The following is a 26801-nucleotide window of genomic DNA, read 5'->3' as shown; positions in this document are numbered from 1 at the left end:
CTGCCACGGCATCGGCGTGCTGCGACGTGAACTTCGGCTCGCTCCACATAATTCCGGCGCGATCATAGGCACAAGCGCGGGTAAGGCGTGCGACGCTGTCATGTACCTTTGCCCACGAAAGCGTCCCATATGTCGGGCGACGCGCCGGCGTCAGCTAGGCTCCCATCTGAGCAATAAGGCCCTGCCTGAGGCCAGATCCTGACCCTGCTTCCTGGCGCAGCAATCTCGGCGGCACATGAACCGGGCGCTTCGAACAGATTGGAATCCGAGCTATTCGTGCGGACCTTTTGGTTCCATTCACTGAAGCCTGGTTTGAGCGATGAACTCTTGTTCCTGCAGGAGCTCGCGTGATCGATCGGCTGGCAGCGCATCTTCGGCGAGATTTTCCTCAAATGAGGGGCCATTCCGCTCCGAAACCTCAAGTATATGCGTGCCTTTGCTGAGGCATTCCCGACGAGGAGATTATGCAACAGCTTGCTGCACAATTGCCCTGGGGCCATAGCGTGCGGTTTTGCCTCTGATCCGACCGCCCTTGATCAGGCAGATGGACGTCAACCGCGCAGCAGGTCCTTCAGAACTTGCGAGAACATCTAAGCGGAAACATCTTCAGATACCCCTGCGGTCGTCAACGAAGTGAATCGTCTTCAAGCCGGACGAACCGGCGACATTCGCTTTAACGGGGAAATCTCGCACCTCTTTCTCAGGCGCTCCTGGCGCCAGCCGCGAGGATAATTCGCGCATGGATGGTTTGGTCGTCGTTCTCGACGTTTGGACCTTGGTGGTGAACGCTCTGCTGCTGCCGACGGAAATAGTCCTCGCGATGGATACAGCGTCGGCTGGACTTGGCGTTTTGCCGACAAGGGGTTGGGAGACCCCAGATTGGGAGCAGGCCTCCGCTTCAGGTGATGTATTCGCCCTCCTTCACCTGCCTTTGCACAGCGAGGGACAGCATGTGGTCCAATTTGCCGCCATCGGACATAGGTCCGACGGAGGAACTTTTTCCTCGCCAAGATCTTGGTATTCCAAACTTCGGGCACCTTCGGGAGAACTCTTTATGGATGAACAACTTGCTCCTGAGGACGCTGAACGTGTTCGTAAAAGCTACCTTTTGAAGCGCTTTTGGATCAGCGCTCGCGGCTTCTGGGGCATGAATGGTGACCGGCTCGCTTGGTTATGCACAGTCGCCATCCTGGCGCTGATCGGCATCAACGTAGGTTTCCAATACGCGACGAATGTGTGGAACCGTGAAATCTTCGACGCAATCGAGCAGCGTAACGCGCCCACGGTCTATGACTTGGCGACAATATTTCCGCTCCTGGTCTTGGGAGCCGTTGCTGTCGTGACGAGCCAGGTCTTCGTCCGCATGATGGTCCAACGGCGCTGGCGTTCGTGGCTGACTAAAACGTTGATCGCCCGCTGGCTGGATCATGGACGCTACTACCAACTCAACCTCATTGATGGCGATCATCAGAACCCGGAGGCACGCATCTCCGAAGACATGCGCATAGCGACCGAGTCGCCGGTGGACTTTGTCTCCGGCGTCCTGGCTGCATTTCTGTCCGCGTCGACATTCATCCTAGTGCTCTGGAATATCGGCGGTGCTCTTAGTCTTACGATCGGCGGAGGCACTATAACCATACCGGGGTTCCTTGTGTTCGCGTCTTTCCTTTACGCCGTCATAGCATCAGGCTCGATCGCCTTGATCGCCCGCAACTTCGTGAAAGTTTCAGAAGTGAAGAACCAAGTTGAAGCCGAGTTTCGCTACGCGTTGACCCGCGTGCGCGAGAACGGCGAAAGCATCGCACTGTTGGGTGGTGAAGAAGAGGAGCGCGACGGGCTTCAACGCGTGTTCGGGCATGTGCGGCATCAATGGCGGCTACTCTCACATCAGTACATGCGCACCACACTCGTCTCCCATGGGTCACTCTTGATTGCGCCTGTTGTGCCGCTTCTGCTGTGCGCGCCGAAATTCCTGGCCGGACAGATGTCCCTCGGCGAGGTGATGCAAGCAGCATCTGCATTTACGATCGTCCAGACGGCTTTTGGCTGGCTCGTCGACAACTATCCTCGGCTTGCAGATTGGAATGCTTGCGCGCGGCGCGTCGCCTCCTTGATGGTGTCGCTTGATGGTCTGGAACGGGCGGAGCAGACCGAGACGGTTGGCCGAATCAAGCGCGGCGAAACGGATGGCGATGTGGTGCTCAGTCTCAACAACCTTTCCGTTTCCCTCGGCGATGGTACCGCAGTCGTCAAAGAAACGAAGGTCGATATCGAGGCCGGGGAGCGGGTGCTGGTGGCGGGAGAGTCTGGATCGGGCAAGAGCACTCTGGTCCGAGCAATCGCTGGTCTTTGGCCTTGGGGAGATGGCGGCGTCCAGTTCCGCTCCGGCAGTAGCGTCTTCATGCTTCCGCAAAAACCTTATGTACCGTCAGGAACACTGCGTCGTGCAGTGGCCTATCCGCATTCAGCGAGAGATTGGACCGCCCAGGAGCTACAGTCAGCCCTGACCAAGGTCGGGTTGGGCAAGATAAGCGACCAAATCGAGGAAGAAGCACCTTGGGATCACACCCTATCCGGAGGTGAGAAGCAGCGCTTGGCATTCGCCCGTCTTCTTTTGGACAGACCGGACATCGTGATCATGGACGAGGCAACCTCTGCTCTGGACGAGAAAAGCCAAGATCAGATTATGCAGATGCTGACCGAGGAGATGCCGAAGGTGACGATTGTCAGTGTCGGCCACCGCGCGGAACTGGAAGCATTTCACAGCCGGAAGATCACGCTGGAGCGGCGCGAAGGTGGCGCACGTTTGGTGAGCGATGTCGATCTACCATCCAAGCCAACGAGGCCGAACATACTGTCTCGGCTGGCACAACGCGCGATTAGGCGGAACGAATTCAAGGAGAAGCGTGAGGTTCGCAGCTAAGGTTCCTGCCCAGGATCGACCGCCAGTTGTACGTTTCTTGCCGCCAAAAGCAGATCTGATCTAAAGCCACAACCTCTTCGTCCCGGGCATCGTAAACTTAACGTTACGAGACAAGCTGAGATGCTGGGATGTTTGGTCCGCGTTCCCGAAATCCGGATTCTCGATGAGGCCACGAATGCCATGGACGGCTTGTCCCAGGCATCGATCGTAGAGACCCCGAAATCAAGAGCCGGACGCCGCGCCACAATCGTTATCAGTCATCACTACAGCACCATTTCCTTCTGTGACGAGGTCGTCATTGGCGGCGCCGGCCGCGTCCGCAATCAGACGCCGTTTGCCGAAATTGCCTCCTTGAGGATGGAACAGCTCTACGAACATGAGACGCCTTGACTCGGCTCAATGAGCAGATACGACCGCCTTCTCGTCGATATTTGCGCGGGCGTAGATCTTTCGGGCGGAGGCGGCGAGAACGAGCAGCGTCACCGCCGCGAGCAGGCAGCAGCTCGCGAATCCCGTCGAAAAGGATTGACGGGCAGCTTCAAGCCAGGCCGGCACGAGGTTCCCTTCAAGCGCCCTCGCAGTTTCGACCGCACCGCCGAGCGTTGTCCGCACGGCCGCCGTCTGAGCGGGATCGAGCCCGTCGATATTCACCGCATCCATCAGCACGCGATAGATCAAGGTGCCCAGGCTGCCGAGCAATGCAATGCCGAGCGCGCCTCCAAATTCGGCGCTGGTTTCCGAAATAGCCGAGGCGGAGCCGGACCTTTCGGGCGGAGCGGCTCCCACGATCAGGCCGGTCGTCGTCAGCACGACCGGCACGAAGCCGACCGCGATCACCATGGTTGAACCTAGAACCCCGAAAAGACTCTCGGAATAAGCGGCAACCGACATCAGGAACATGCCTGCAGCGTTGATTACCAGGCCAAGTAGTACGGTGCGGACCGGGCCGAAACGGTTGGTGAAACGATAGGCCTGCAGAGACATGACGGTGAAGACGATCGAGGACGGGACCGACCAAAGAGCCGCTTCGAGGGGTGTGAGGCCAAGCACGAATTGAAGGAACAGGTTCTGGTAGAGAAAGACGCCGAAGACGAAGAACATCCCCGCGAGATTCACCAGAAGCGAGGCTGTGAAAGAGGGTAGCGCAAAGAGCTTCAGCTCGATCAAGGGATCTGGAAGGGTTTTCTGACGGTTCACGAACAGCCAGCCGACAGCAAGTCCGGCGGCGATCGGCAGCAGATAGCGAAGATCGAAACCGTCTGCCGCCATGTGCTTGAAACCGTAGATGATCGGCAGCACGGTGGCGAGCGACAGCAGCACGCTCAGGAGGTCGAGTTTGGCGCCGTCGGGGCTTTTGTATTCCGGCAGCAGGATCGGTGCTACGACCAGCAGGATGAGCATCACCGGGATGTTGATGAGAAACACTGCGCCCCAGTGGAAATATTGCAGCAGAAAACCGCCCAGAAGCGGCCCGATCAGGCCACCGAGCGCAAACGCCGTGCCCCAGATGCCGATGGCGCGGTTGCGCTCCGCTTCGTTCTTGAAGAGGTTGACGATCAGCGACAGTGTCGAGGGCGCGATCGTCGCTCCGGCGATACCGAGAAGCGCCCGCGACGCGATGAGTTGCTGCGCGCTGGTGGAAAAAGCTGCCAGCGCCGAGGCGACACCGAAGGCGGCTGCACCGATCAGCAGCACGCGGCGACGGCCGATCCGATCCCCCAGCGTGCCCATCGTAACCAGGAAGCCGGCGACCATGAAACCGTAGATATCGTTGATCCAGAGCAGTTCGGAGGCCGATGGGTCCAGGTCGGCGACGATCGCGGGAATGGCGAGGAACAGGATGGAAAGATCCATCGAATAGATGAGGCAGGCAATCGACAGCACGCAGGCGCCGATCCACTCCCTGCGGCCGGCGAGATTCAGGCTCGCATTGCCACTCTCGATACGCATGGAACTCCTCCTATCGCGGCGCGCAATGTGACGCGCCGGAGGAGGAATGGCAACCGACGTCGCGATGCCTTCTGACATCATCTGGCGACTGGTTAGGCGGCAGATGTCCGACTGGACACTCCGATGTCCACAATCTGAGAGGAACAACCCAGACCTTTTCCGCGATCTCGCTAACTGTCAGCGACGAATTGTACTTTTTTGTTATTCGCATTGTGTACTCAAATTATACAATTGGGCCGACTCTCTTGGACGCGTGGTGCAGTCTCCATAGAAATCGGCGCATCAAACGAGGAGGCTTCGGTGAAAAGCGGCAAAAACGGGCTCATTGACGATCTTAAGCGTCCAATTCTGACGATGGAGCTGGATCCCTATCAAGACTTGGACGAAGTCGGCCTGAGTGAACGCTATGGCCTTTCCCGTACACCTGTACGGGAAATAAAAGCAGCCGCCAAATAGGTCCCCTTGATAGGTTTCTGCACAGGAACTTTCATACTCGCTGAAGCCGGTCTGATGAAAAATCACCAGACTTGCGTGAGCTGGCTTCACTATCCTGCTTTTCGCGAGCGCGTCCCTGATCACGAAGTGCGAGCCGACCGGATATTCAACCTCGATCGCAACAGGGGATCCTGCGCCGGAGGCAGCAGCTCGGCAGACATGGCCGCGTCGATCGTCAGACGTCAAATCAGCAAAGAGGTGGAGAGAAACGCGCTGGACGTGCTGCAGATTCACAAGGCGCGTTCAGCTCTCGATATACAGCCGCGCAGGCCCCTTTCAATCGAATGTGACGATCCGCGGCTCAGGGCCGTTCTCATCATGATGGAAAACCACATCGACAGCATGATCCACTTGACGACCTGGCGGCATCGGTCGGCCTGTCGCGAGGGCAACTGGAGCGTCTCTTTGCAAAGAATGCGATGAGTTCTCCAGGACACGTCTACACCCGCCTCCGTCTGGAGTGGGCAAGGCAGCTGCTGATCCAGACAAAGGCTCCCCTGATCGAAATCGCCATGGAAATCGGCTTCGAAAATGCCTCGCATTTCGGAAAGCTGTTTCGGAAAACTTACGGCCAGACGCCGGCTCAGCTGCGGGCGGCAAGCACCAATGTTGGCCATTAGCGAGAAGAGCGGTGAATGTGTTGAGTGAAGACGCCCACCTTCTTCGCCTCGAACGGGTATGAACCGTTGCTTCCTTTAAGTTCACAGCGTCCTATTGATTTCATTTGTTTTTCGGGTGGGCCTGATGTCGTGCAACAGCGCTGTCGTCGCTTTTTCCCGCAGGACACGGCAGCATTGGTCTCCAAGATTTTAAACCAGGCTGAAAATCAGCATGAAGAGCTGTTTCCGACAAAGGTTAGGCCGAGCGCAACCTGATGAAAATGAGTATTGTCATAGGGCCTTCCTTTTCAAGCGGGCCTGACCTTTATCTCTTGAGAGAGCCAACCATTCGATTGATAGCGCCCCAATATTCCTTGTGCATGGTTTCGGCTGCTTCCGAGATCGCCAGCTTCCAAGCAGGTCCGCGATCCCATGCCTCTTCCAGAGCGTCAGCCAGTGATGGCCCATGGCCCGTGACCGGCAAGGCGTCGAATAGTATTCCTGCCTGTCTAAGGTCTTTATCTCGTTTGGCCTGGCCGCCGGCGTCATTTGGGCGGCGACCGGCAATGATAAGCTTGTGCACCGCGTACCTGCAGGGATCAGGGATAATAACTGAGATACCGGCACCATGTAGCAAGATCGAACGAACGGGATCGCGGATCAAGAAATCCATGAATCTCAGCGGTTCGGCTGACGCGCCGCCGAGAGCGGGCATGTTGGCGGGTTTGTCCGAATATTCTTCGGCTCCCCTGTTTGTCGTCATGAACTCGATCCTGTAACCGCTCTGATTCCGGAAGGCATGAGATCGAGAGCTGCCGCTGAGATGCGGCACGGCGCGGAACGTTGGATCAAGGCCTTTTAGGAGATCGAGGATCGGCGGCAGCGAATCCGCCACCTCGGCGGAGATCGCGAAATCCTGGGCTATGTCTGCATCACCTGTTAGGATCGCCGCCGAGGGCAGACGGATGCCAAGATATGCCGAGTAGCATTGAAAAGCGACGGTGCCGATGAGAACACCTCGCAGCCGGAAGAGGCCGGCCTTGGAAAGCGCCTGTACGATGTCGCCGGTAAAGCGATCAGCGGCAATCAAACCGGCTTCGCGCGTTAGCGTGGAAACGAACTTGCGGCGAGCCTTATAATCTGACTTCTCACCCTTGAAGGTTTCGACCCGTTCCGAAATTAAGGGATCGTCGGCAGGTCCGACATACCGGCGCTTCTGCCCACCCTGACCGTCCGGTTGATCGAAATACCAATAACGCCGACCATCGACTGCCACCGGCACGAATCTACCTGATGGGGGAAAATCTTCCGCCCAATCATCATCAAATGCCCGTTGCTGGAGTTCCGCGACCATGGTGCGGAACATGAGATCAATCTGCTTAATGACGGCATCCTCTATATTGCTTTCACAAATCTAGTATAGTTGCGATCACCACGCAAGCTTTGCGACTTTGCCCAGGGGTCGCTGCCCGCCTCCGCTCCGCCAATGCAAGGCACAACCCAACGCGATCCTAGATATACTACTTTTTCAAATATAGTATAGCTCGCTATCGAGATACCCCGCCTTGAAGGGATTAGAACTCGCGGCCCTCATTTAATTTCGGGACCTTCTGCCGAAAAATTCAGCGAGATGGATTGCATCAACCGAAATTTTGAGGAGTTCCGCCTAAGGGTTCAGCGCGTTATTGAGGTCATGCAATCCGACCATCAGCATCATGGGGTCGGCAGGAGAAGACAGGAAGCCGACGGCCTCGTAGAAGGCTCGTGCGTCATCTGAAATCGCATGAACGAGCATACCTCGAATGCCAAGTACTTCCGCGGCATTGAGCAGGCGCAGGCCCGCGTCGCGCACCAATGCCCTGCCGATACCGCGCTCTTGGTAGGATCGATCAATGGCGAGGCGACCAAGCACAGCGACCGGAATTGGATCAGGCATATTGCGCCGAAAACGGCCAGGCGCTTCCGGCTGTTTGACGGCGCCGGAAGCGAGCGCGTAATAGGCGATGACGCGGCTCTCCTCGCACACGACGAAGGTCCGCGATGCGCCGCTCGTTTGATTAGAACGGGCGCGACGTCGCAGCCAGTCGTCCAGTTCAATGACTCCAGAATGGAACTCGGCCAGCTCATGATGATCCGCCAGGGGTGCCGGTGCGCTGAGGGTCACGCCTCATCCCACGGTGCTTTGGTCAACATGGTGCGTGCTAAACGCTCATTGGGCTGCGTGGGTGCATCGAGCCGGGCAAGGTATTCAGCATAGATTTCCGCGCTTACCGTGAAGACAGTACGGTCGAGCAGCACTTCCTCGGCTCGGCGCTCGGAAGCTTCCAACATAAAATCCGTTCGCGTCTTACCAAGCAACTCAGCGGCGCGATCGATCAAGTTGCGGGTGGCGGGCTTGATGCGCATATTCAGCGGTACGCTTGCATCCGAGCTTTTACTCGTGTGTGAGGTCGGCATGGCAAACTCCTGTTTGCACCTATATAGCGTAACGACAATATCTTTACAAGATTCCCGTAAAGACATCGTCGTTACACCGTGCGCGTATTCGTGATCCGCGGCATTAGCTCATAGAAGCTCTTTGATAGGATACGAACCGGCGACCTTCTGCTCGCACACGTTCCGTACGGCAAATGTCTTTTGTGGCTCAGGCATGTAGGCTGCTGCGCGGGCTGCCCATCATCTATACGGCGCGTCTATTTCATTTCGTTGAATGAGACCGCGCGCTCAGCTTGTTTCCATCCGGGTCGCGAAGATATGCCACAAAGGCCCCATTTGAACGCTCCGTAGGGGGACTCTCAATCGCCGTGCCACCATGCGCGGTACCAGCGGCATGCCATGCGAGAACATGGTCGCGGCTCTCCGCGGCGATACCTATCGTGCCTCCATTGGCTGCGGTCGCTGGTTTGCCATCGATCGGTGTTGTGATCATGAGCCGGCCCCCCTCATGGACGTAGATCAGGCGGCCTCTCGCATCCATCTCGCCGGGATTGCCTCCCAATGCAGCGAATGTGGCGTCGTAAAAGCGTCTGGAACGCTCCAGGTCATTGCTGCCGATCATGATGTGGGTGAACATGCTTCCTCTTCAATCGGTTGCTTCTGTCGATGCACTCACTCACGTTCAACGCTCGAATTTCCGCAAATATTGCGCTGGCGATGTACCGAGTGCTTTCTTGAACATTGTAATAAACGCGGAAACGGATTCATACCCGAGATCACCCGAAACCTGCTGCACCGTCGCCCCAGCCGCGAGGCATCGGATGGCAATGATCAATTGCAACTGCTGACGCCAACGGCCGAAGGTCAGGCCGGTTTCCTGCTGAACGAGACGCGCAAGGGAGTTCTCGCTCATGGCCACGCGCCTGGCCCATTGTGCCATGGTGCTGCGGTCAGACGGATCTTCCACCAGCGCAGAAGCGATACGGTTCAATCTTGCCTCGGATGTCAGCGGTAAATGCAGATCCTCCACCGGCATCCGTGACAAGGCCGACAGAAGCAGGGTTGTCATCGTCTCCCCATAAGCAGCCGCTACCTCGGATTGGTCAGCCATCTCAATGATGAGCTCTCTGACAAGCGGAGACAGCGAAAGCGTGCTGCATCGATCTGGCAGATCGGCAGCGTCCGGCTCAACCAGGATCCCTCCATGCTACTGAAGGGATCCCGGCATTAGGCGAGCGGTAATGTACCCATGCAATCCACCGCCGCGATAACACTCAAGCGCCAGAGCGTGTCATGTTGTTTGTCAGCGAAACGGACATGTCGATGCGATGGAGCTGGCGGCGAAGCGGCGCGCAGTCGGGATAGCCCGACTTCAGCTTCTGCTTCAAGTCTGCAAGCATCGCCACAACCTCGTCGGGTGATTTCGCCATATCCCGATATGGGAAATCCGCCTCGACGTCGGTATAGTAGACCTCAAAAAGCTCGGGACCTTCCAGTTCTCCTCGGCCGATCTCGAGGCCCATCCAATCCTCTAACGTCGAGCGCAACGAATTCAGTCGCCGGTATGCTCCGTAGGGCCGGTGCTTTGAACGGACCTCCTTGATGTTCCGCCCAGCCTCGACGTGCCCCCGCAACCCCCGGCTCGCCGGCGGGGCGAGGCTGAGACCCGCCTAAACTATAGCTGTACGGAACGGTTGTAGCGCTGGGAGAGGATAAATAGTGCCCTGGCACCTGGCGCGGCGCACGTCTTGAGGGCTTTTCGCCAGCGGACTTATGAAATATCCCAAGAATCCGAAGATTCTCCCGGCCAGTTCGATTCAACAAGCGGCGCAGGCATGGCTTCGATCTTAGCGACAAGTCCATCAAGATTACATCCTGAGCGCCCATCTGTCGCGACATGGAGCTCGCAACTATACGGGCTGTACATACCCGGCCAGGAAGTTTTCACAACTCGCCACCCCGTTCGAGTCGCCCACGCAGCACGCGCCGCTTCATCTGGTGCTCGAGCGTACGGCTCGTCGATCAGAATGAACTGTCCAATCGCGGGATCGACCCAGAGGGTCGCGGGATCGCTGCTCGGCAGTTCATCATCGATCGAGCCGTTTGGGTAAGCTTTTCGAGAATCGCGCGACGGCAGAAGACCTGTATTCTCCATGAAGCTAAGTGAGCGTTCGGCAGAGCAGAGCAGTCCGCGTCGTAGCTCTGCGATGGGTCAACCATGTCACACACGAAATGATCGTCGGCAACCTGTCGAAGCCCTCCAAAGCCACGAACCTTCTTGAGTCCGGATTTCCCGCATACTTCTAGGAGAGGCTTTGAAAGTTCGATTCTGAGGGTTTCGCGAACGCTTTACCATTGCTTCTTATCCAGCCAATATCTGGTCAACAGCACATATGTGTTGATTAATCAACAACCTGACGGGATGGCCTAAAGACACTGAAGCGAAACACTTGACGGGCGCTGGTATAATACCTTAAAAGCTTGACCACGATGAAGATGCCAGCCAGACGCAAACTGTCGGATGAAATCCGGATGCGGATCGAGGAGATGATCCGTGACGAGGTCTATCCCGTTGGGACCACGCTCCCGTCGGAGCGAGAAATGATGGAAATGTTCGACGTGGGTCGGCCGTCCATTCGAGAGGCCTTGTTCGCGCTGGAGCGCATGGGCCTGGTCAAGATCAAGACCGGCGAAAAAGCGAAGGTCACGCGGCCCACTCCAAAGGACCTGCTGTCGTCTCTGTCAGGCGTGGCCAACCTGCTGCTTGAGCAGCCGCATGGCGTAGAGCATTTCGAGCAGGCCCGTCTTTTTATGGAAACGAGCCTTGCGCGACATGCAGCCGAGCACGCGACAGATCTGCAAATCGGGACGCTTCGCGAGGCGCTGGAGAGGAACCGTGATGCGATACCGAAGGCCCGTCTGTTCGCGATCACGGACGTCGCTTTTCATCGCATTCTCACTGAGATTCCCGGCAATCCAATCTTCGTCGCGATGCATGACGCACTGGTCGATTGGCTGATCAACCAGCGACGTCTCCCGTCCGACCCTGATGTATCGAACAAGCGCAGCTACGAGGGCCACGCGGCGATATTCCACGCCATTGAGGCTCGCGATCCCAATGCGGCCGCGCACGCCATGAAGGTACACTTAGAGAACGCTCAGAGGAAGTTCAAACCAGCAAATTAACTTGGATACCTGAGGAGGAGGAAAAGAATGAGACTGACATTTTCGTGCATAGCAATGGCAGGTCTATTGGTGGCCGGCGCAGCTACGGGCCAGGAGAGCCGTGTCCTGAAGCTTGGCATGCAAGGCACCGCCGGCGACCCACAGTATCAAGGAGTCATGGCGGCTGCCAAGCAGATCGAGGAGAAGACCGGCGGCAAGCTGAAGGTGGAAGTCTTCCCAAATTCCCAACTCGGCAGTTTCACGGAAATGATGGAGCAGGTCACACTCGGCGAGCTCGACTTCACGCTCAATCCCTTCGGTGGCATGGATCCTTGGGTCGCTCGTGCGGGCGTTGCCAGCGCCGCCTATGTTGTAAAAGACTTCAGTCACCTGCAAGCCATTCTGGCCTCCGACTGGGGCAAGGCCGTGCTTGAGGAAATGAAGACGAACAACAAGTGGCACACGATCGACTCGTGGTATTTTGGCACCCGCCAGACGACCTCTAAAAAGCCAATCTCCAAGGTTGAAGACCTGAAGGGCATGAAGTTGCGCGTCCCGAACTCCGCGCCGCTGCTTGCTTGGGCCAAAGCCATGGGGGCAAGCCCCACTCCAGTCGCCTTCGCCGAGGTGTATCTGGCGCTGCAGACCAATCAGGTTGACGGCCAGGAAAACCCCCTTCCCATCATCGACGCGATGAAGTTCATGGAGGTGCAGTCGCACATCTCCCTGACCAATCACCTCGTGCAGGATCAACTCATCCTGATGTCCGAGGAGACATGGGAAGAACTCAGTGACGCTGACAAGCAAATCGTCACCGACGCCTTCAAGGCTGGCGGCGACGTCAACAACAAGATCGTCACGGACAAGGAGACCGCCCTCCTCGCCCAGTTCGAGAAAAACGGAGCGACCGTCGTCAAGCCTGACCTCGAAGCCTTCAGGGCTGCGATGAAACCCGTTTATGACGAACTAGACGGCAAGTTCGGCGCCGGCACCGTGCAGTCGCTGGCAGGTCTGGCCAAGTAGAAATGCCCGTTCCCCGGGGCGAATGAGGCGCCCGGGGACGACCGGCGGAGATTCCCAATGTCCAAGCTAACGCCCGGGCAAACCTCGCCCGTTCCCCATAGCCTTGCCCGTTTTGAAGAGTCTATCGGCGCAATCCTGCTGGTGCTGGTTTTCGGTTCAATCGCGCTACAGATCGTCACCCGTTTCATCTTCCGCGATCCGCTTTTCTGGACGGAGGAAGCCGCGCGCTACCTGTTCGTGTGGCTTGTCGCCATTGGTTCGGCAGAATGCGTCCGCAATCGCTCGCACATCGCCATGGACGTCTTTACCACGCTGCTGCCTCCACGCCCCCGGCTGATCCTGTCGATCGTACTGAACACTGCGATCGTCGCAGCCCTGCTGTTCCTCTGCTGGTATGGCTTTTTCGGCACGTTGCGGGCTCATCGGGTGATGTCGGTTGCCGTCGGCGTTCAGGAATCCCTCCTGTACGGCGCGCTGCCAGTGGGAGCCGCACTGATGGCGATCCGTATGGTCGCGGTCATCATCGGCGACGTCATCGTGCTGACGACACCCCACAAGATCGCCGATGACGATTTGCCTCCGGCAAATGAAAGGTATCTGTAATGGTCTCCCTTTTCGGCGGCTGGTTCGCCCTTCTCTTAGCCGGCATGCCAGTTGGCTTCACGCTGATCGTGGCGTCGCTTGCCTTCATGCTTTACGATGGGCAGGGGTTGAACTTCGCGGCCCAGCGCATGGTTGCCGGCCTCAACAGCTTTCCGCTGCTGGCCATCCCCTTCTTTATCCTGACGGCGCAGTTGATGAATACATCAGGGGTAACTGACCGCATCTTTGGCTTCGCCAAGGCGCTGGTCGGACACGTCGCCGGTGGTCTGGCGCATGTGAACATCCTGGCGAGCCTGATGTTTTCCGGCATGTCCGGCTCGGCAGTCGCCGATGCAGCCGGTCTTGGCCAGCTGGAAATTCGGGCTATGCGCAATGCCGGTTACGACCAGAGATTTGCCGGATCGATCACGGCGGCTTCCGCCATCATCGGTCCGCTCGTGCCGCCGTCCATCCCGCTCGTCGTCTATGGCGTCATCGCTAATACCTCGATCGGCGGACTTTTTCTGGGTGGAATTGTGCCTGGCTTGATGTGCACCGCGGCACTGATGATCATGGTCTACATACTGGCCCGCCTGCGCAACTATCCTCGGGAGCAGAAGGCGACGGTTCGGCAGATGGGGCGGAGCTTCCTTTCAGCAATCGTTCCGCTGATGACGCCCATCATCATCATTGGCGGCATTTTCGTCGGCATCTTCTCGCCGACCGAAGCGGCCGTGGTCGCGGCTATTTATGCACTGTTCCTTGGTACGGTTGTTTATCGCGAACTGACCTGGTCGAAGCTCGTCGTGGTGCTGCGCGAAACTGTCAATCACACCGCGGCGGTCGGCCTGCTGATGATGGGTGTTTCCCTGTTCGGCTATGTGATCGCCCGCCACCAGGTGCCGCAGCAGGTGGCGGCCTTCTTTCTCGATTTCTCCGATAGCCCGCTCACCTTCCTCATCATCGTCAACCTCATGCTGCTGGCGTTGGGGACCTTCATTGAGGCGCTCGCGATCCTGCTGCTCATTGTGCCGGTCCTGGTGCCGGCTGCCGTCAGCTACGGCATCGACCCCGTCCATTTCGGCGTACTGGTGGTGATGAACCTGATGATCGGCATCCTAACGCCGCCCATGGGCGTCGCGCTCTTCGTGGTCTCGAAGGTCGCAAACATTCCATTCGGCAGCCTGGCGGTCGGTATCATCCCGTTCCTGATACCGCTGCTCGTGGTGCTGGCGCTCATCACCTTCTTCCCCGCACTCGTCACGTTCGTCCCGAGCCTCGTCATGGGTTGACGCCCTGCGCTCGCCCGATTTCAATCAATCCAAATGGTGCACAATGACCAATCTCGAAGGCATCTTTTCCGCCCTGCTCACACCCTTCAAGGATGACGAAACAATAGATCGCGCCGCGATCGGTCCTTTCGTGGACTTTCAGGTGCGGCAGAAGCTCCAGGGGACCTACGTCGGTGGTAGCTCGGGCGAGGCTATGCTGCAATCGCTGCAGGAGCGTTCAAATGCGCTCGAATGGACGGCCGATGCCGCGGCCGGTCGCCTAGCGCTGATCGCCCATGTTGGGGCGATCGCCACAGCCGATACAATCGAGCTCGCCAGGGTGGCAAACACGAACGGCTATAACGCAGTTTCTGCCATTACCCCTTATTACTACGGCTTTTCCCGCGAAGAGGTAATGGAGCACTACCGGGCACTGGCCGATGCCTCGGCCCTGCCGCTGATCATCTACAACTTCCCGGCCCGCACCGCGGGATTTTCCACCGAGGAACTGTCCAACCTGCTCGGCCATGGCAACATCATCGGAATCAAGCACACGTCGAGCGATATGTTTCAGCTGGAAAGGCTGCGCCAGACGAACCCGGACGCGCTGATCTACAACGGCTATGACGAAATGTGTCTTGCCGGCCTTGCGAGCGGTGCGCGGGGAGCGATCGGCACGACCTACAATTTCATGGGCGATCTGTTTGTGGCGCTGCAGGCCCATGTTCTGGCGGGCCAGATAGAGGATGCCCGTACGCTGCAGCGTGTGGCCAACGACATCATCGACGTCCTGATAGCGGTCGGTGTTATGCCCGGATCGAAGGCGGCCCTTGACGTTATGGGCGTGCCTATCGGCCCATCGCGGCGGCCGTTCCGCAAGCTCCACGACGCAGACCGGGCACGGCTGGAGGAATCCCTTCAGCCCCTCCTTTCCTGGCGGGCCGCCAATGCATGAGGACGTCGAACGGCTCTTTGACCTCTCCGGCCGCACCGCCCTGGTGACAGGCGGCAGCAGCAACCTTGGATGGGCGGCGTCGGGTATTCTTGCTGCTGCGGGAGCCTCTGTTGCCATATCCTCCCGCAGCCTTGCCCGCGCCGAGAAGGCAGCGGAACGTCTCGCGAGCAGGTACGGAGGCGAGAGCCTGGCACTGGAGATAGATCACAGCCACCCCGCGTCAATTGAATCGGCGCGGGACAGGCTGCTGTCGTGGCGCGGCAGCCTCGACATCCTGGTCAACAATGCCGGCGGCGGCTCCGGCAGCTCCATCGCGCGCCTGTTCGAACGCGATCCGAAGGATATGCGCACGATGCTGGAATCGAACCTGCTCGGCCCGCTGCTCTGCTGCCAGGTCTTCGCCGAGCCGATGGTCGATCGGGGACGGGGAAAAATTATCAATCTTGGCTCGATCGCCGGCATCGTCGGCCGGGATCGTCGAGTGTATGAAGATACGGACATGCTGGGACAGCCGGTGGACTATGCGGCGGCCAAGGGCGGGATCATCGCCATGACGCGTGACCTCGCAGGCTATCTCGGTCCGATGGGGGTCAACGTCAACGCGATCTCGCCAGGCGGGTTCGAGCGCGGCCAACACGCGAAATTTGTCGCCGGCTATCGGGATCTCACGCCCCTCGGCCGCATGGGCCGCGAGCCTGACGACCTGACGGGCGCGGTCCTTTTCCTCGCCTCGGCGGGATCAGATTACGTGCACGGCCACAACCTTGTCGTCGATGGCGGCTTTTCGGTATGGAAATGACGAACGGTAACCTGCCGAAGGGGATCTGGGGAACGGTCCTGCTGCCGGTCGATGGCCGGGGCGAAATCGATTTCGGAGCGCTTCGCGAAGAGATAGCAATACTCTGCGCCTCCGGGCTCGACGGCATCTACAGCAACGGCACGGCAGGCGAGTTCCACAATCAGACCGAGGCAGAGTACGAGAAGATCGTCACGATCGTCGCGGAGGGAGCGAGAGGCGCTGGCTGCCCTTTCCAGGTCGGCGTCAGCCACACCAATCCGAGAATTGCGAGGGATCGCCTGCGACGGCTTACCCCGCTCGCACCGAGCGGCGTGCAATTTATTCTTCCCGATTGGTGGACACCTTCCGATCCCGAGATAGTCCATTTCGCGGACGGTATGCAGGACGCTGCGGCTGGAGTACCGCTTATCCTCTACAATCCGCCCCACGCGAAGCGAAAGCTGACGCTCGACGAGATCGCGAACTTGAGAAAACGCATGCCGAACCTGGTCGGCACCAAGCTGGCCGGCGGCGACGAGGCCTGGTACCGCGAACGCCGGGCGCTCCTACCCGACTTTTCCGTGTTCGTGCCGGGCCACACCGTGGCGTTCGGCCGCCCACGCGGCGCGGATGGCGCCTATTCCAACGTTGCCTGCCTCAGTCCAAGGGGGGCATTGCTGCATTGGCAGCTTGCCGAAGAAGACCCGGAACGTGCAACTGAGCTCGAAAAACGGATCGTCAGCTTCATGCAGCAGTGGATCATTCCGCTGATCAGCTCGCACGGTCTTTCCAACATCGCACTGGACAAGATGATGGCGGCGATAGGCGGCTGGGGACCAGTGTCGGAGAGACTGCTGTGGCCTTATATATCAGCGCCGACCGAAGCACTGAACGAAGCTCGTGAGCATTACAATAAAATGCTGCCGGAGTTTGCCCCTCTGTTTTGATGTAACCCGCGGCGGCGGCTTGGGCTTGCTCCAATGCAAGGCGTACGACCTGCCGTCTCTGCGTGCAAACGCACGGAGGAGCCCACTTTGTTCGTGACCGGAATCGAACTTGCGGTCCCACAGAGGCTACCTTTAGTCGGCAGCAAAGCTAATGAAAATTCCTGGCCTTCACCTTGAGCGTATCGATATGCAGGTCGGGAATGTAGATATCGCGCGTCTTCACGGCGCGCTCACGTGAATCCGCACCGCCTGGCGAGCCAAGGGCGAACTCGTCGCCGCGGCCGGTCGGGAGCTTGAACGCTTCGTCACGATCAGCAAGCCCGGAAAGATCGCCCGAGAGATCGAAGAGCTGCTGGGCGATGAGATGGACCACCTCGCCTTCCCTCTGGATCCGGCCGTTGATCGCCATCATGCTCGATCCGAGCACGATCCGCCGACGCCGCTCGAATAGCTTCGGCCAGACCACGACATTGGCCGGCCCGGTCTCGTCCTCGATGGTCAGGAACATGACGCCCTTCGCCGACCCCGGTTTTTGTCGAACAAGGACAAGGCCTGCCGTCATCAGCCAGCGGCCGTCACGCGCGTACATCGCCTCTTCGCAAGTGACGATGCCGCGGGCGGAAAGATCCTTGCGTAGGAAGGCGATCGGATGCTGGCGCAGCGTCAGACCGGTGTGGCTATAGTCCTGGATGACGTTGTGCCCCTCGGTCATCTGCCGGAGCTCCACCTCCGGCTCCTGCTGTTCGGCGATCGCCCTCTGCTCGCGCTCGGCCGCAGCGGAGAAGAGCGGCAACGGTTCGTCGCGGAGCGCTTTAATCGCCCAGAGCGCGTCGCGCCGCGGCAGAGTCAGAGACGGCAAAAAGGCGTCGGCCTCGGCAAGGTCGACCAGGGTTGCTGCGGGAACCGCGGAGCGACGCCACATGTCGTCGACACTTTCGAAGGCCTGATCCATGCGCGCGGCAACGATCTTCGCGGCGTCGATGGCGGAAAGCCCGCGGACCAGACGCATGCCGAGCCGGACCGCGTGGCGATCGGTTCCATCGATGGCCTCGAGCGTGCAGTCCCACCGTGAGCGGTTGACGCAGACCGGCCGGATTTCCACACCGTGTTTTCGGGCGTCGCCGACGATCTGGGCGACCGCGTAGAACCCCATAGGCTGGCTGTTGATCAGGGCCGTGCAGAAGGCGTCGGGGTAGTGGCACTTCACATAGCTGGAGGCATAGGCGATGAGTGCGAAGCTGGCGGCATGGCTTTCCGGAAAGCCGTAGGAGCCGAAGCCCTCGAGCTGCGAGAACGTCTTTTCCGCGAACTCCGGCGAATAGCCGTTCCTGATCATCCCCTTGACCAGTTTGTCCTTGAACTTCGACACGCCGCCGGTGAACTTGAAGGTTGCCATCGACTTGCGCAGTTGGTCGGCCTCGCCACCGGTAAACCCGGCGCAGACCATCGCCACCCGCATGGCGGACTCCTGAAACAACGGCACACCGAGAGTCTTGCCAAGCACGGCTTCAAGTTCGGGCGTCGGATATTCGACCGGTTCCTTGCCCTCGCGGCGGCGCAAATAGGGATGGACCATATCGCCCTGGATCGGTCCCGGCCGGACGATCGCCACCTGAATGACCAAATCGTAGTAGGTGCGCGGCTTCAACCGGGGCAGCATCGCCATCTGCGCCCGGCTTTCGATCTGAAACGTGCCGAGCGTGTCCGCCTTGCGGATCATCGCGTAAGTCGCCGGATCCTCCTGCCTGATACTCGCAAGATCGAGGTCGTCATTCTTGTGCTCCTTAATCAGGGCAAAGGCCTTCGACATGCAGGTGAGCATGCCGAGTGCGAGCACGTCTACCTTAATGAACTTCAGCGCCTCGACGTCGTCCTTGTCCCACTCGATCACCTGCCTGTCGGCCATGCTTGCCGGCTCGATGGGGACGAGATCGTCGAGACGATCATGGGTCAGGACGAAGCCACCCGGATGCTGGCCGAGGTGCCGTGGCGCCCCCATCAGTTGTTGGGCGAGCTTCAACGTGAGTGCCAGCCGACGATCGTTGGGGTTGAGGTTGAGTTCACGCAGATTTCGTTCGCCGACCATCTCGGCCGACCAGGACCACATGCCCGACGACAGCGCCTTGATCATGTCTTCCGGCAATCCGAGTGCCTTGCCGACGTCGCGGATCGCGCCCTTGGCGCGGTAGCGCGTCACGGTCGCGCAAAGCGCGGCTTTTTGATGCGTATAGGTCCTATAGATCCATTGGATGACTTCCTCGCGCCGCTCGTGCTCGAAGTCGACATCGATATCGGGCGGCTCGTCCCGCTCCTGGCTAACGAAGCGCTCGAACAGGAGGTCGTTCGTTTCAGGATCGATCGAGGTGATGCCGAGGATATAACAGACGGCGGAGTTTGCGGCCGAGCCCCTCCCCTGGCAGAGAATGCCTTGCGACCGCGCATAACGAACAATGGAAAACACGGTCAGGAAGTAGGGCGCATATTTCATGGTGCGGATGAGATCGAGTTCGTGCAGCACGGTCTTCCGGACTTTCTCAGGCAATCCCTCTGGATAGCGCTGCGGCACGCATTCCCAGACATAATGCTCGAGGGACTGCTGAGCGTCCTTGCCCGGCACGATCGCCTCCTCAGGGTATTGATAGGTCAGTTCCTCGAGCGAGAACTTGCAACGGTCAACGATCTCCATCGTCCGGGCAAGCGCCTCTGGATAGCGCGGAAACAGGCGTGCCATTTCCTCTGGCGGCTTCAGGTAGCGGTCGGCGTGCCGTTCGCGTTCGAACCCGACGTCGTCGATCGTCGTGCCGGTGCGAATGCAGGTGACGACATCCTGGAGCTGACGGCGAGACGGCTCATGGAATAGCACGTCATTGGTGACGACCGTCCTGACCTTGAAGCGCGCGGCCATGTTCGACAGCTCATGCAGCCGCATCTGGTCGTTGGGTCGTCGCCGGAGCGATAGCGCAATGTAGGCACGATCGCCAAAGATCCCAGCCATCTTTCTGAGCTGCACGGCACACGTCTCATCCGCAAAGTCGGGAACGAGCACGCCAATGAGGCCCTCGCAATAGTGTCCGACATCATCGAGCGTGAGAATGCAATTCGCCTTGCCGCCCCTGGCCTTGCCCAGCGTCAAGAGCCGCGTCATCCGCGCGTAGGCGGTGCGATCCGTAGGATAGACGAGGATCGACATGCCATCCTGTAAATCGAGACGGCAGCCGACGACCAGACGAAGACCCGTAGCACGAGAGGCTTCGAGCGCGCGAACAATGCCGGCGAGCGAATTGCGATCGACGATGCCGAGCGCCTTGATGCCGAGCAGTTTTGCCGTCGCAAACAGTTCCTCGGCCGACGAAGCGCCGCGCAGGAACGAAAAATGGGTCGTGACCTGGAGCTCGGCGTAATTCATGCGAAGATCCCGTGCAGAAACCACTTCTGCGACCCCGTCGCCGTGTCGAGACCGTCCCCACTCCGAAAAATCCAGAAGCGCTCGCCGGCGTCATCCTCGATGACAAAGTAGTCGCGCACGGCGTCGAATTCGGAACTCCTCGTCCACCACTCGCCAAAAATCCGTTCCGGGCCGTCGGCACGTTTCACGCGCCGGCGCTTGCCGCGCCAGGTGATCGAGACGGGCGGATGGTCCGGCAGCAGTGCGATCACCTCGATCGGGTCTGGACGGGCAAGAAGCCGCACCGGCCGTGGCCAATGTAATGCCCAGGACGCACCGACCTCCTCGGCTGCGGCGGCAATCCGCGTGACGCTGCGTTCAGGTACGTCGCTTGCGACCGGCGCGACACGGTAGACGCGCTGGCCGCGGTTGCCGATCACGTCGATCAGCGGCGTGATATCGACGACCTCCTCCTCGACGAGGGAGGAGGTTTTCTGTGTCTCTGTAAGCGGCTCGGCGATGACGGCGACGAGCGACAGCTTTTCAATGCCGAAGCCCGGCTCGATCTTTTCGATCCGATCCTTGAACAGCTTCGTCAGCCAGGCGACGTCGCGGGCGGGCTTTGCCGTGCCCGCGCGGATTGCCTGCATGGTGTTGTCGACCTTGTGAACGATGAGATCGGATCGGCGAACGCCAAGAGCCTTCTTCTCAAGCGCGTCGCAGAGCTCTCCGACCAGGCGTGAGACATATTTCGCGATCGTTTCGGGTGCGCCGATCGGCTCGGCGAAAGTACGGCTGACTTCGACGACATCCATCGGTCGGATTGGATCGATCGGCTCCGGCAGCCGTCCATACATCTGATCGAGACGACGGCCTATTTCAGGACCGAAGCGAAGGGCGAGCGGCGCGCGCGGCGTCGCCGCCAATTCCCCGATCGTCCGAAACCCGAGCGTCCGCAGGCTGATCACGGTTTCAGGCGAGAGCCGCAATGAAGAAAGCGGCAGCTTCTCGACAAAGCGTGACGTCTCACCGCACGGCGCGACAACCGTTTCACGACCGCTTGCCCGCGCAAGCGCATGCGCTGCACCCCAGCTGTCCGCGATCGCAACTCGCGCCGTGAGACCGCGGGCGCGGAACCGATTGACGATGCCAGATAGCATGAGTTCCTCTCCGCCCTGGAGATGATCGGCGCCTTCTGTGTCCATGACGATCCCGTCAGGTGCATCCATGGCAACGATCGGCGAATATTGCGTTAGCGCCCAAAGCGTCAGGCGCTCGAGTGCCGCAACGTCGGCGATGGGATCTGCCTCTACCACCTGCAGGCCCTGGACGATTGCCTGCGCCTTGGCCGCCGGCATGCCGACATGCAGCCCAGCCGATCTCGCCTTGGCATCGACGGCGGCAAGCCAGCGCTTGGATCCGCTCTTTTCGACGACGACGAGTGGCCGTTCAGGCGACAGTTCTCCCGTCCCATCGGCGCGTCTGATCCTCTCGATCGCGAGATCCGGGAAATAGATGGATACGACCCGTGGCATCGCACGCTCCTACGATAAACTCCGCGCACTCACCTGCTTTCACGCGCATCAGCTCCAGAAGCCAGCGAGGGCGGCCGACGCCCGGGACCGGAAGCTCCTCCGACGGCAAAACGCTGACCCGCCACCGCGTTGTCGATGCCGTCGGCTGCCCGAAATCCGAAGCCTCGGTCTGCCGCCGCCACCGCCGCACAACCAGCCCCATCGTCCCTGTTTTTTCCGCGACGAGCTGCAGCCGCCGCGATGCGGTCATCGGAAGCCGGACGACTTCACCGACGACAGCGCCCAGGCCGCCGAAGCCAAGCCCTTCCTCCATCGTCGCCAGCACATCTTCTTCGCGGTCGGCTTCGGCGAAGACCACGCGATTGGGATTGAGACCCGCCTGTGCAAGTGCGGGGAAAAACAGGTCGGGACGCGTCATGCACCAGAGGATCTGACCCTTCGTGCGTGCCGCAATACCCGCGACGCAAAGAGCCGCGGCTGCGCCATCGACGGTCCCCGACCCGCCGCCGGCAAACTCGTGCAGAGCACCATAGGCGAGGCCCCCGCCCGGAAGTGCGGCGTCGATCTCGTCAACCCCGAAGGCAAGACAGCCGCGTTTCCTCACCGTGCCGCTCTCAAGCGAGGCGATACGCTCGCGTAGATCGGATATGACCCATTCGCGGGCAGCAGTCATCGTTCACGAATCCCTTTCAGGTCGCGTTTCAGGATCGACATCATGTCGTTCAAACACAGATGTTCACTATCTGTTCCGACGTCATAAAAGAGTCAAGCAACCCGAAATAGGAATTTTATCCGTCCTATTTGAACTTCGGACAGATTTGCGAGAGGAATCAATATCGTCGGCTGTTTTGGCCCGGCGGAAGAAATATCTGAGATATTTTGCTGCCGGCGTGCCATTGGCGCGAAGCATTTCTGTCGACTAGGATGCCGGCACCATCAACCGGACCTGACGCTGCGATGTGTAATCTCTACCGAATGGAAGACAAGGACTGGGTGGCCAAGTGGGCACAGGATGCCGAGAGCCTGATCAACTTGATGCCGGCATACCAGATGAACCCCAACGAGACCGGGCCGATCGTGCGCAATACCGCCGATGGCAGAAAGCAGCTTGTCCATGCGCGCTGGGGTCTGCCGTCCCCCCGTTTTGCGCTTGAAAAGGAAGCCGAGAAAAAGGCGGAAAAGCTGCGCGCCAAGGGGCAGGAGGTCGATTTTGAAAAGCTCGTCCGGGAGCAACTCGACAGCGGGACCACGAATGTCCGAAAACTGAACTTTCCACATTGGAAGCGGTGGTTTGGTGTCGCGCATCGCTGCCTCGTGCCGGTCACGAGCTTTGCCGAGCCGGATCCGGCGAGCAAGGAGGAAGGTGGAAAAACTCCGAACGCCTGGTTTGCCCGAGACGAAAGCAAGCCATTGATGTTCTTCGCCGGGCTCCATGTTCCGCAATGGACCAGCGTGCGCAAGGTGAAGGATGGCCCGACGACCGACGACCTCTATGGCTTTCTGACCACTGACCCGAACAATGTCGTCAAACCGATCCACCAGAAAGCGATGCCGGTCCTGCTTTTGACCAGGGAGGAGACCAATGTCTGGATGCGGGCACCATGGGACGAGGCGAAGGCGCTTGCCCGGCCGCTTCCCGACGATGCAATCATCGTGACGTCGCATGAGCCCTATGGCGCCACGATCGTCACCAAAGCAGGCGAGCCGGTTACCCAACCGATGCTATTTTGACGCGCCTTTGACCGGTCCCGGTCATCAGATACCCGCACAGTGAACGTGGCCTGGGGTAGCCGCCCTTTCATTGCAATCTGTCAGAAACTTGCATATATTTCTGACAGGAGAAATGCTATGCAAAACCTAACGTCTCAGATCCTGGGCTATGCCGAACAAATGCCGGAAGGCTCTCCCCTTTCGGCAAAGAGCCTTTTGCATCTCGGGAATCGTGCCGCGGTCGATCAGGCCCTTTCACGGTTGACCGAGCGCGGGGAGCTCGTCCGGGCTGGTCGTGGCATCTACATGCGGCCCGTAAAAAGTCACTTTGGCAGCAGACCGCCGACGGTCGAACAGGCCCTGGGGGCAGTGGCGCAGCAGCGCGGCGAGATCATCGTTTCCAGTGGCGCCGCGGCGGCAAATGCGTTGGGATTGACGCCACAGGTTCCGGTCCGTTCCGTCTACCTTACATCCGGCCGCAGCCGGACAATGAATCTTGGCAGACAGAGTGTCGAGCTCAAGCACGTGCCTCGCTGGCAGCTGGCTCTGGCCGACCGGCCGGCGGGCGTGGCGGTCCGGGCGCTTGCATGGCTTGGACCCGAGAAGGCCGAGGAGGCACTGTCGAGGATCAAGCGAAAGCTCCCGCCGGCCGAGTTTGGCGAGTTATTGGCCGCAGCACCGCAGTTCCCGACATGGCTCGCAAGGAGCGTCGGCAGGGCTGCGCATGGCTGACCGTTTTCTGGCACTGTCAAAGGACGACAGGCGTGGGGCCTTGGCTGTCGCAGCCGCCCGCACTGGACGGCCCATTCAACTGCCGGAAAAGGATGTCTGGGTCGTCTGGACCCTCGAGACGCTCTACTCGTCAAAACTTGGCGAGCACCTGGTGTTCAAGGGCGGCACCTCGCTTTCGAAAGCCTCGCCATTCGACGGTTTTCGGAAGACATCGATCTGACTTACGACCTACGGGCTCTGGCTCCCGATCTTGTCGGTGACAATGACGAGGCACTGCCGAAAACCCGCAGCGAGGAGAAGCGCTGGACCAGCGAAGTGCGAAAGCGCCTTCCTGTCTGGGTGGCCGAGTCCGTGGAGCCGGTCATCGCAGCGGCAGTGCGCGGCCAATCCCTTCCCGCCGGCATCCGCATCGAGGGCGATACGCTCTATCTCGACTACGAAGCCGTGAGCAGCGGATCAGGTTATGTCGCACCGAGCGACATGCTTGAGTTCGGAGCACGATCGACCAGTGAGCCGGCCAGCATCGGGATGTGGGTTGCGACGCCGCGGGTCATGTCGATGGTGTTGAATTCCAGAAGGCAAGCCCACGCGTCATGCATGCCGAGCGGACATTCTGGGAGAAGGCGACCGCGATCCACGTCTTCTGCCTGCAGGAGCGCCTGCGCGGCGATCGGTTCGCGCGCCACTAGCATGACGTCGTCGGGCTCGACGATGCCGGTTTTGCCGACAAGGCTTTTGCTGACCGGCAGCTCGCCGATGCGGTGGCGAAACACAAATCCATGTTCTTTGCGGAAAAGCCGGCCGACCGGTCACCGATCGACTATGCGGCCGCCGTCACCGGTCATCTGGTTCTGACACCGTCCGGAGACGGTCTTCGCGCGCTCAGTGAGGACTATGCAAAAATGGTTGATGACGGCCTTCTGCTTGGAGATTCCGAACCGTTTGAGCAACTGATCGAGCGATGCGCGATCATCCAGGAGCGCGCGAATAAATACGGCACGAGATAGTAGCCGAGGGCCAGCAAACAGGCTTTACGCGGTCTCAATGCTTGCGATCGCCTTTGTCACCCTGGCCCGGTTTGGCTTCATGTTTGGCATCGTGCCGGGCGTCCGCCGAAAGCGATCGCGAGACGTCGTCGCTCTCCTTGAACTTGCCCTCCTTGTCGCGACGGACATAGCGTTTGTCGGTCCCGGTATCGATAAGTTCGCGCTTGCTCACGCAGAGACTCCCTTGAAGTTGTTCCTCCAAGAAAACGCGCGGTGCCCCGAAAAGATGCACCGAATCAGGACTCTAGGCGAGACTCGCAAAACGAGCACGCAATCGCAGCTAAGTTATTGAAAAATGATTCGTTTCGACTCGGAACGATTCGCCGCCGATTCGCTTGAATCGCTTGAGTTGCGTCGGGAGTATCAGGGTCATGGTTGGTCCAAGAGCGAATTGGAAGGGCTATATCAAGTTCGGAGAAGTGACCTGTCCGGTGGCGCTTTATACCGCCGCATCATCTTCGGAGCGCATCGCCTTCAATACGCTCAATCGCAAGACAGGCAATCGGGTCAAGCGGGAGTTCATCGACAGCGAGACCGGTGATCCGGTCGAGCGCGAGTATCAGGTCAAAGGCTACGAGGTCGAAAACGGCCAATATGTCGTGCTCGAAGCCGACGAGGTCGCGGCCGCCATTCCGGAAAGTGACAAGACGCTTGCCATCGACGCCTTCATTCCCTGCTCGCAGATCGACACCACCTATTTCGACAAGCCCTATTACCTGGCGCCCGACAAGATGGGCCGGGACGCCTTCCTGCTGCTGCGCGACGGCATGAGAAAACAAGGCGTGGCCGCCATCGCCCGAACCGTTCTGTTTCGCCGGATGCGCACCGTGCTCATCCGCGCCCATGGCAAGGGCCTGATCGCCTCGACGCTGAACTTCGACTACGAGGTGCGCTCATCGGAAAAGGCGTTCGACGACATGCCGGACATGAAGATCGAAGGGGAAATGCTCGAGCTCGCCGAGCACATCATCGGCACCAAGAAGGGCAGTTTCGATGCCAGTACCTTCCACGACCGCTATGAGGCCGCCGTGGCCGAACTGGTGAAAGCCAAGATCGAAGGCCGCGCGCTGCCGAAGAGACAAGCTCCGGACGCTTCCAACCCCAGCGATCTCTTGCAGGCCCTGCGCGAGAGCGCCGGCATAGGTGCGAAAGAGACGAAACCAAAGCGCACTGCCGCCAATGTCAACCGCGGCGCCGCCCGCCAGAAGGCAGCCAAGCCCGCGGCGAAAGCAAAGCAGGCTCAGGCGCCGGCTCGGCGCGCCGGCTGAT

General features: G+C 59.4%; 22 protein-coding genes and 5 pseudogenes. 16 read left to right on the top strand and 11 right to left on the bottom strand.

Annotated elements, in window-relative coordinates; all coding sequences use genetic code 11:
• The first annotated feature begins 739 nt into the window (after window positions 1-739).
• The gene (locus C5L12_RS24925; protein WP_483428737.1) at window positions 740-2923 is read left to right on the top strand and encodes an ABC transporter ATP-binding protein/permease; all 2184 of its coding nucleotides are present in this window, start codon (window positions 740-742) and stop codon (window positions 2921-2923) included.
• 132 nt (window positions 2924-3055) lie between these two features.
• Window positions 3056-3313, top strand: a pseudogene (locus tag C5L12_RS24920) (ABC transporter ATP-binding protein); the annotation flags it as partial.
• A 6-nt stretch (window positions 3314-3319) separates the two neighbouring features.
• Here C5L12_RS24920 and C5L12_RS24915 read toward each other — a convergent pair.
• Window positions 3320-4873: an MFS transporter gene (locus C5L12_RS24915; protein WP_105374747.1), complete on the bottom strand. Its 1554-nt coding sequence runs from the start codon at window positions 4871-4873 to the stop codon at window positions 3320-3322.
• A 300-nt stretch (window positions 4874-5173) separates the two neighbouring features.
• Between C5L12_RS24915 and C5L12_RS29260 the strand changes: the two are divergent.
• The 3 genes and pseudogenes from C5L12_RS29260 to C5L12_RS28245 form a co-directional block, all read left to right on the top strand.
• Window positions 5174-5311, top strand: a pseudogene (locus C5L12_RS29260) (GntR family transcriptional regulator); the annotation flags it as partial.
• Window positions 5312-5329: 18 nt separating this feature from the next.
• A pseudogene (locus C5L12_RS24905) lies at window positions 5330-5988 on the top strand (GlxA family transcriptional regulator); the annotation flags it as partial.
• Between the two features lie 24 nt (window positions 5989-6012).
• Complete coding sequence (locus C5L12_RS28245; RefSeq protein ID WP_134101964.1) at window positions 6013-6243, top strand: hypothetical protein; 231 nt, start codon at window positions 6013-6015, stop codon at window positions 6241-6243.
• Between the two features lie 49 nt (window positions 6244-6292).
• Here C5L12_RS28245 and C5L12_RS24900 read toward each other — a convergent pair whose 3' ends face one another.
• The 6 genes and pseudogenes from C5L12_RS24900 to C5L12_RS24875 all read right to left on the bottom strand — a co-directional run bounded on the left by C5L12_RS24900 (window position 6293) and on the right by C5L12_RS24875 (window position 10037).
• Complete coding sequence (locus C5L12_RS24900) at window positions 6293-7351, bottom strand: nucleotidyltransferase family protein (protein ID WP_245423020.1); 1059 nt, start codon at window positions 7349-7351, stop codon at window positions 6293-6295.
• Window positions 7352-7633: 282 nt separating this feature from the next.
• Window positions 7634-8131, bottom strand: coding sequence for a GNAT family N-acetyltransferase (locus tag C5L12_RS24895; protein WP_105374745.1), 498 nt, complete (start codon window positions 8129-8131; stop codon window positions 7634-7636).
• Complete coding sequence (locus C5L12_RS24890) at window positions 8128-8424, bottom strand: type II toxin-antitoxin system TacA family antitoxin (protein WP_105374744.1); 297 nt, start codon at window positions 8422-8424, stop codon at window positions 8128-8130. Before C5L12_RS24890 ends, C5L12_RS24895 begins: the two co-directional genes overlap by 4 nt.
• A gap of 241 nt (window positions 8425-8665) precedes the next feature.
• On the bottom strand, window positions 8666-9040 hold the full coding sequence (locus C5L12_RS24885; RefSeq protein WP_105374743.1) for a VOC family protein: 375 nt from the start codon (window positions 9038-9040) through the stop codon (window positions 8666-8668).
• A 45-nt stretch (window positions 9041-9085) separates the two neighbouring features.
• Window positions 9086-9601, bottom strand: a pseudogene (locus C5L12_RS29135) (AraC family transcriptional regulator); the annotation flags it as partial.
• A gap of 76 nt (window positions 9602-9677) precedes the next feature.
• Complete coding sequence (locus tag C5L12_RS24875; protein WP_157949115.1) at window positions 9678-10037, bottom strand: DUF5623 domain-containing protein; 360 nt, start codon at window positions 10035-10037, stop codon at window positions 9678-9680.
• A gap of 856 nt (window positions 10038-10893) precedes the next feature.
• On the opposite strand from C5L12_RS24875, the gene nanR reads away from it, so the two are divergent.
• From nanR to C5L12_RS24840, 7 genes are read left to right on the top strand one after another with little or no spacing between them, the layout of a single operon-like run.
• Complete coding sequence (gene nanR / locus C5L12_RS24870; protein ID WP_105374740.1) at window positions 10894-11589, top strand: transcriptional regulator NanR; 696 nt, start codon at window positions 10894-10896, stop codon at window positions 11587-11589.
• 27 nt (window positions 11590-11616) lie between these two features.
• Window positions 11617-12591, top strand: coding sequence for a sialic acid TRAP transporter substrate-binding protein SiaP (locus C5L12_RS24865; protein WP_105374739.1), 975 nt, complete (start codon window positions 11617-11619; stop codon window positions 12589-12591).
• A gap of 57 nt (window positions 12592-12648) precedes the next feature.
• Window positions 12649-13194, top strand: a complete 546-nt coding sequence (locus C5L12_RS24860) for a TRAP transporter small permease (protein WP_105374738.1) — start codon at window positions 12649-12651, stop codon at window positions 13192-13194.
• A complete protein-coding gene (locus C5L12_RS24855) occupies window positions 13194-14465 on the top strand; it encodes a TRAP transporter large permease (protein ID WP_105374737.1) in 1272 nt (423 codons plus the stop codon). The genes C5L12_RS24860 and C5L12_RS24855 overlap by 1 nt, the downstream gene beginning before the upstream one ends.
• Before the next feature lie 43 nt (window positions 14466-14508).
• Complete coding sequence (locus C5L12_RS24850; RefSeq protein WP_105374736.1) at window positions 14509-15399, top strand: N-acetylneuraminate lyase; 891 nt, start codon at window positions 14509-14511, stop codon at window positions 15397-15399.
• The gene (locus tag C5L12_RS24845) at window positions 15392-16198 is read left to right on the top strand and encodes an SDR family oxidoreductase (RefSeq protein WP_105374735.1); all 807 of its coding nucleotides are present in this window, start codon (window positions 15392-15394) and stop codon (window positions 16196-16198) included. Before C5L12_RS24850 ends, C5L12_RS24845 begins: the two co-directional genes overlap by 8 nt.
• A complete protein-coding gene (locus C5L12_RS24840; RefSeq protein WP_170109131.1) occupies window positions 16189-17124 on the top strand; it encodes a dihydrodipicolinate synthase family protein in 936 nt (311 codons plus the stop codon). Before C5L12_RS24845 ends, C5L12_RS24840 begins: the two co-directional genes overlap by 10 nt.
• A gap of 148 nt (window positions 17125-17272) precedes the next feature.
• Here C5L12_RS24840 and C5L12_RS24835 read toward each other — a convergent pair whose 3' ends face one another.
• Genes C5L12_RS24835 through C5L12_RS24825 form a run of 3 tightly spaced genes read right to left on the bottom strand, consistent with a single transcriptional unit; the run spans window position 17273 to window position 22717 of the window.
• Window positions 17273-20530, bottom strand: a complete 3258-nt coding sequence (locus tag C5L12_RS24835; protein ID WP_105374734.1) for an error-prone DNA polymerase — start codon at window positions 20528-20530, stop codon at window positions 17273-17275.
• On the bottom strand, window positions 20527-22044 hold the full coding sequence (locus C5L12_RS24830) for a Y-family DNA polymerase (RefSeq protein WP_105374733.1): 1518 nt from the start codon (window positions 22042-22044) through the stop codon (window positions 20527-20529). The genes C5L12_RS24835 and C5L12_RS24830 overlap by 4 nt, the downstream gene beginning before the upstream one ends.
• The gene (locus tag C5L12_RS24825; protein WP_105374732.1) at window positions 21959-22717 is read right to left on the bottom strand and encodes an ImuA family protein; all 759 of its coding nucleotides are present in this window, start codon (window positions 22715-22717) and stop codon (window positions 21959-21961) included. Before C5L12_RS24825 ends, C5L12_RS24830 begins: the two co-directional genes overlap by 86 nt.
• 284 nt (window positions 22718-23001) lie before the next feature.
• Between C5L12_RS24825 and C5L12_RS24820 the strand changes: the two genes are divergently transcribed.
• The 3 genes and pseudogenes from C5L12_RS24820 (at window position 23002) to C5L12_RS24810 (ending at window position 25493) form a co-directional block, all read left to right on the top strand.
• Complete coding sequence (locus tag C5L12_RS24820; protein WP_105374731.1) at window positions 23002-23775, top strand: SOS response-associated peptidase family protein; 774 nt, start codon at window positions 23002-23004, stop codon at window positions 23773-23775.
• 117 nt (window positions 23776-23892) lie between these two features.
• Window positions 23893-24486 carry a DUF6088 family protein gene (locus C5L12_RS24815; RefSeq protein WP_105374730.1) on the top strand — a complete coding sequence of 198 codons (594 nt, stop codon included), beginning with the start codon at window positions 23893-23895 and terminating at the stop codon, window positions 24484-24486.
• Window positions 24479-25493: pseudogene (locus tag C5L12_RS24810) on the top strand (nucleotidyl transferase AbiEii/AbiGii toxin family protein). The gene C5L12_RS24815 and the pseudogene C5L12_RS24810 overlap by 8 nt, the downstream one beginning before the upstream one ends.
• Window positions 25494-25527: 34 nt before the next feature.
• On the opposite strand, the gene C5L12_RS24805 reads toward C5L12_RS24810, so the two are convergent.
• Complete coding sequence (locus tag C5L12_RS24805; protein WP_105374729.1) at window positions 25528-25704, bottom strand: hypothetical protein; 177 nt, start codon at window positions 25702-25704, stop codon at window positions 25528-25530.
• 199 nt (window positions 25705-25903) lie between these two features.
• On the opposite strand from C5L12_RS24805, the gene ku reads away from it, so the two are divergent.
• Window positions 25904-26800, top strand: coding sequence for a non-homologous end joining protein Ku (gene ku / locus C5L12_RS24800; protein WP_105374728.1), 897 nt, complete (start codon window positions 25904-25906; stop codon window positions 26798-26800).
• Window position 26801: the final 1 nt, after the last annotated feature.

It is taken from the genome of Neorhizobium huautlense (assembly GCF_002968575.1).
Lineage (GTDB): Bacteria > Pseudomonadota > Alphaproteobacteria > Rhizobiales > Rhizobiaceae > Neorhizobium > Neorhizobium huautlense.
Note: the sequence above shows the minus strand (reverse complement) of the source record. Positions and strands in the feature narration are given on the sequence as shown.

Excerpts from the sequence above, each read along its gene's own strand:
- C5L12_RS24925 (WP_483428737.1), top strand. The coding sequence starts at position 740 with ATGGATGGTTTGGTCGTCGTTCTCGACGTTTGGACCTTGGTGGTGAAC.
- C5L12_RS24915 (WP_105374747.1), bottom strand. The coding sequence starts at position 4,873 with ATGCGTATCGAGAGTGGCAATGCGAGCCTGAATCTCGCCGGCCGCAGG.
- C5L12_RS24890 (WP_105374744.1), bottom strand. The coding sequence starts at position 8,424 with ATGCCGACCTCACACACGAGTAAAAGCTCGGATGCAAGCGTACCGCTG.
- C5L12_RS24885 (WP_105374743.1), bottom strand. The coding sequence starts at position 9,040 with ATGTTCACCCACATCATGATCGGCAGCAATGACCTGGAGCGTTCCAGA.
- nanR (WP_105374740.1), top strand. The coding sequence starts at position 10,894 with ATGAAGATGCCAGCCAGACGCAAACTGTCGGATGAAATCCGGATGCGG.
- C5L12_RS24865 (WP_105374739.1), top strand. The coding sequence starts at position 11,617 with ATGAGACTGACATTTTCGTGCATAGCAATGGCAGGTCTATTGGTGGCC.
- C5L12_RS24860 (WP_105374738.1), top strand. The coding sequence starts at position 12,649 with ATGTCCAAGCTAACGCCCGGGCAAACCTCGCCCGTTCCCCATAGCCTT.
- C5L12_RS24855 (WP_105374737.1), top strand. The coding sequence starts at position 13,194 with ATGGTCTCCCTTTTCGGCGGCTGGTTCGCCCTTCTCTTAGCCGGCATG.
- C5L12_RS24850 (WP_105374736.1), top strand. The coding sequence starts at position 14,509 with ATGACCAATCTCGAAGGCATCTTTTCCGCCCTGCTCACACCCTTCAAG.
- C5L12_RS24845 (WP_105374735.1), top strand. The coding sequence starts at position 15,392 with ATGCATGAGGACGTCGAACGGCTCTTTGACCTCTCCGGCCGCACCGCC.
- C5L12_RS24840 (WP_170109131.1), top strand. The coding sequence starts at position 16,189 with ATGGAAATGACGAACGGTAACCTGCCGAAGGGGATCTGGGGAACGGTC.
- C5L12_RS24835 (WP_105374734.1), bottom strand. The coding sequence starts at position 20,530 with ATGAATTACGCCGAGCTCCAGGTCACGACCCATTTTTCGTTCCTGCGC.
- C5L12_RS24830 (WP_105374733.1), bottom strand. The coding sequence starts at position 22,044 with ATGCCACGGGTCGTATCCATCTATTTCCCGGATCTCGCGATCGAGAGG.
- C5L12_RS24825 (WP_105374732.1), bottom strand. The coding sequence starts at position 22,717 with ATGACTGCTGCCCGCGAATGGGTCATATCCGATCTACGCGAGCGTATC.
- C5L12_RS24820 (WP_105374731.1), top strand. The coding sequence starts at position 23,002 with ATGTGTAATCTCTACCGAATGGAAGACAAGGACTGGGTGGCCAAGTGG.
- C5L12_RS24815 (WP_105374730.1), top strand. The coding sequence starts at position 23,893 with ATGCAAAACCTAACGTCTCAGATCCTGGGCTATGCCGAACAAATGCCG.
- ku (WP_105374728.1), top strand. The coding sequence starts at position 25,904 with ATGGTTGGTCCAAGAGCGAATTGGAAGGGCTATATCAAGTTCGGAGAA.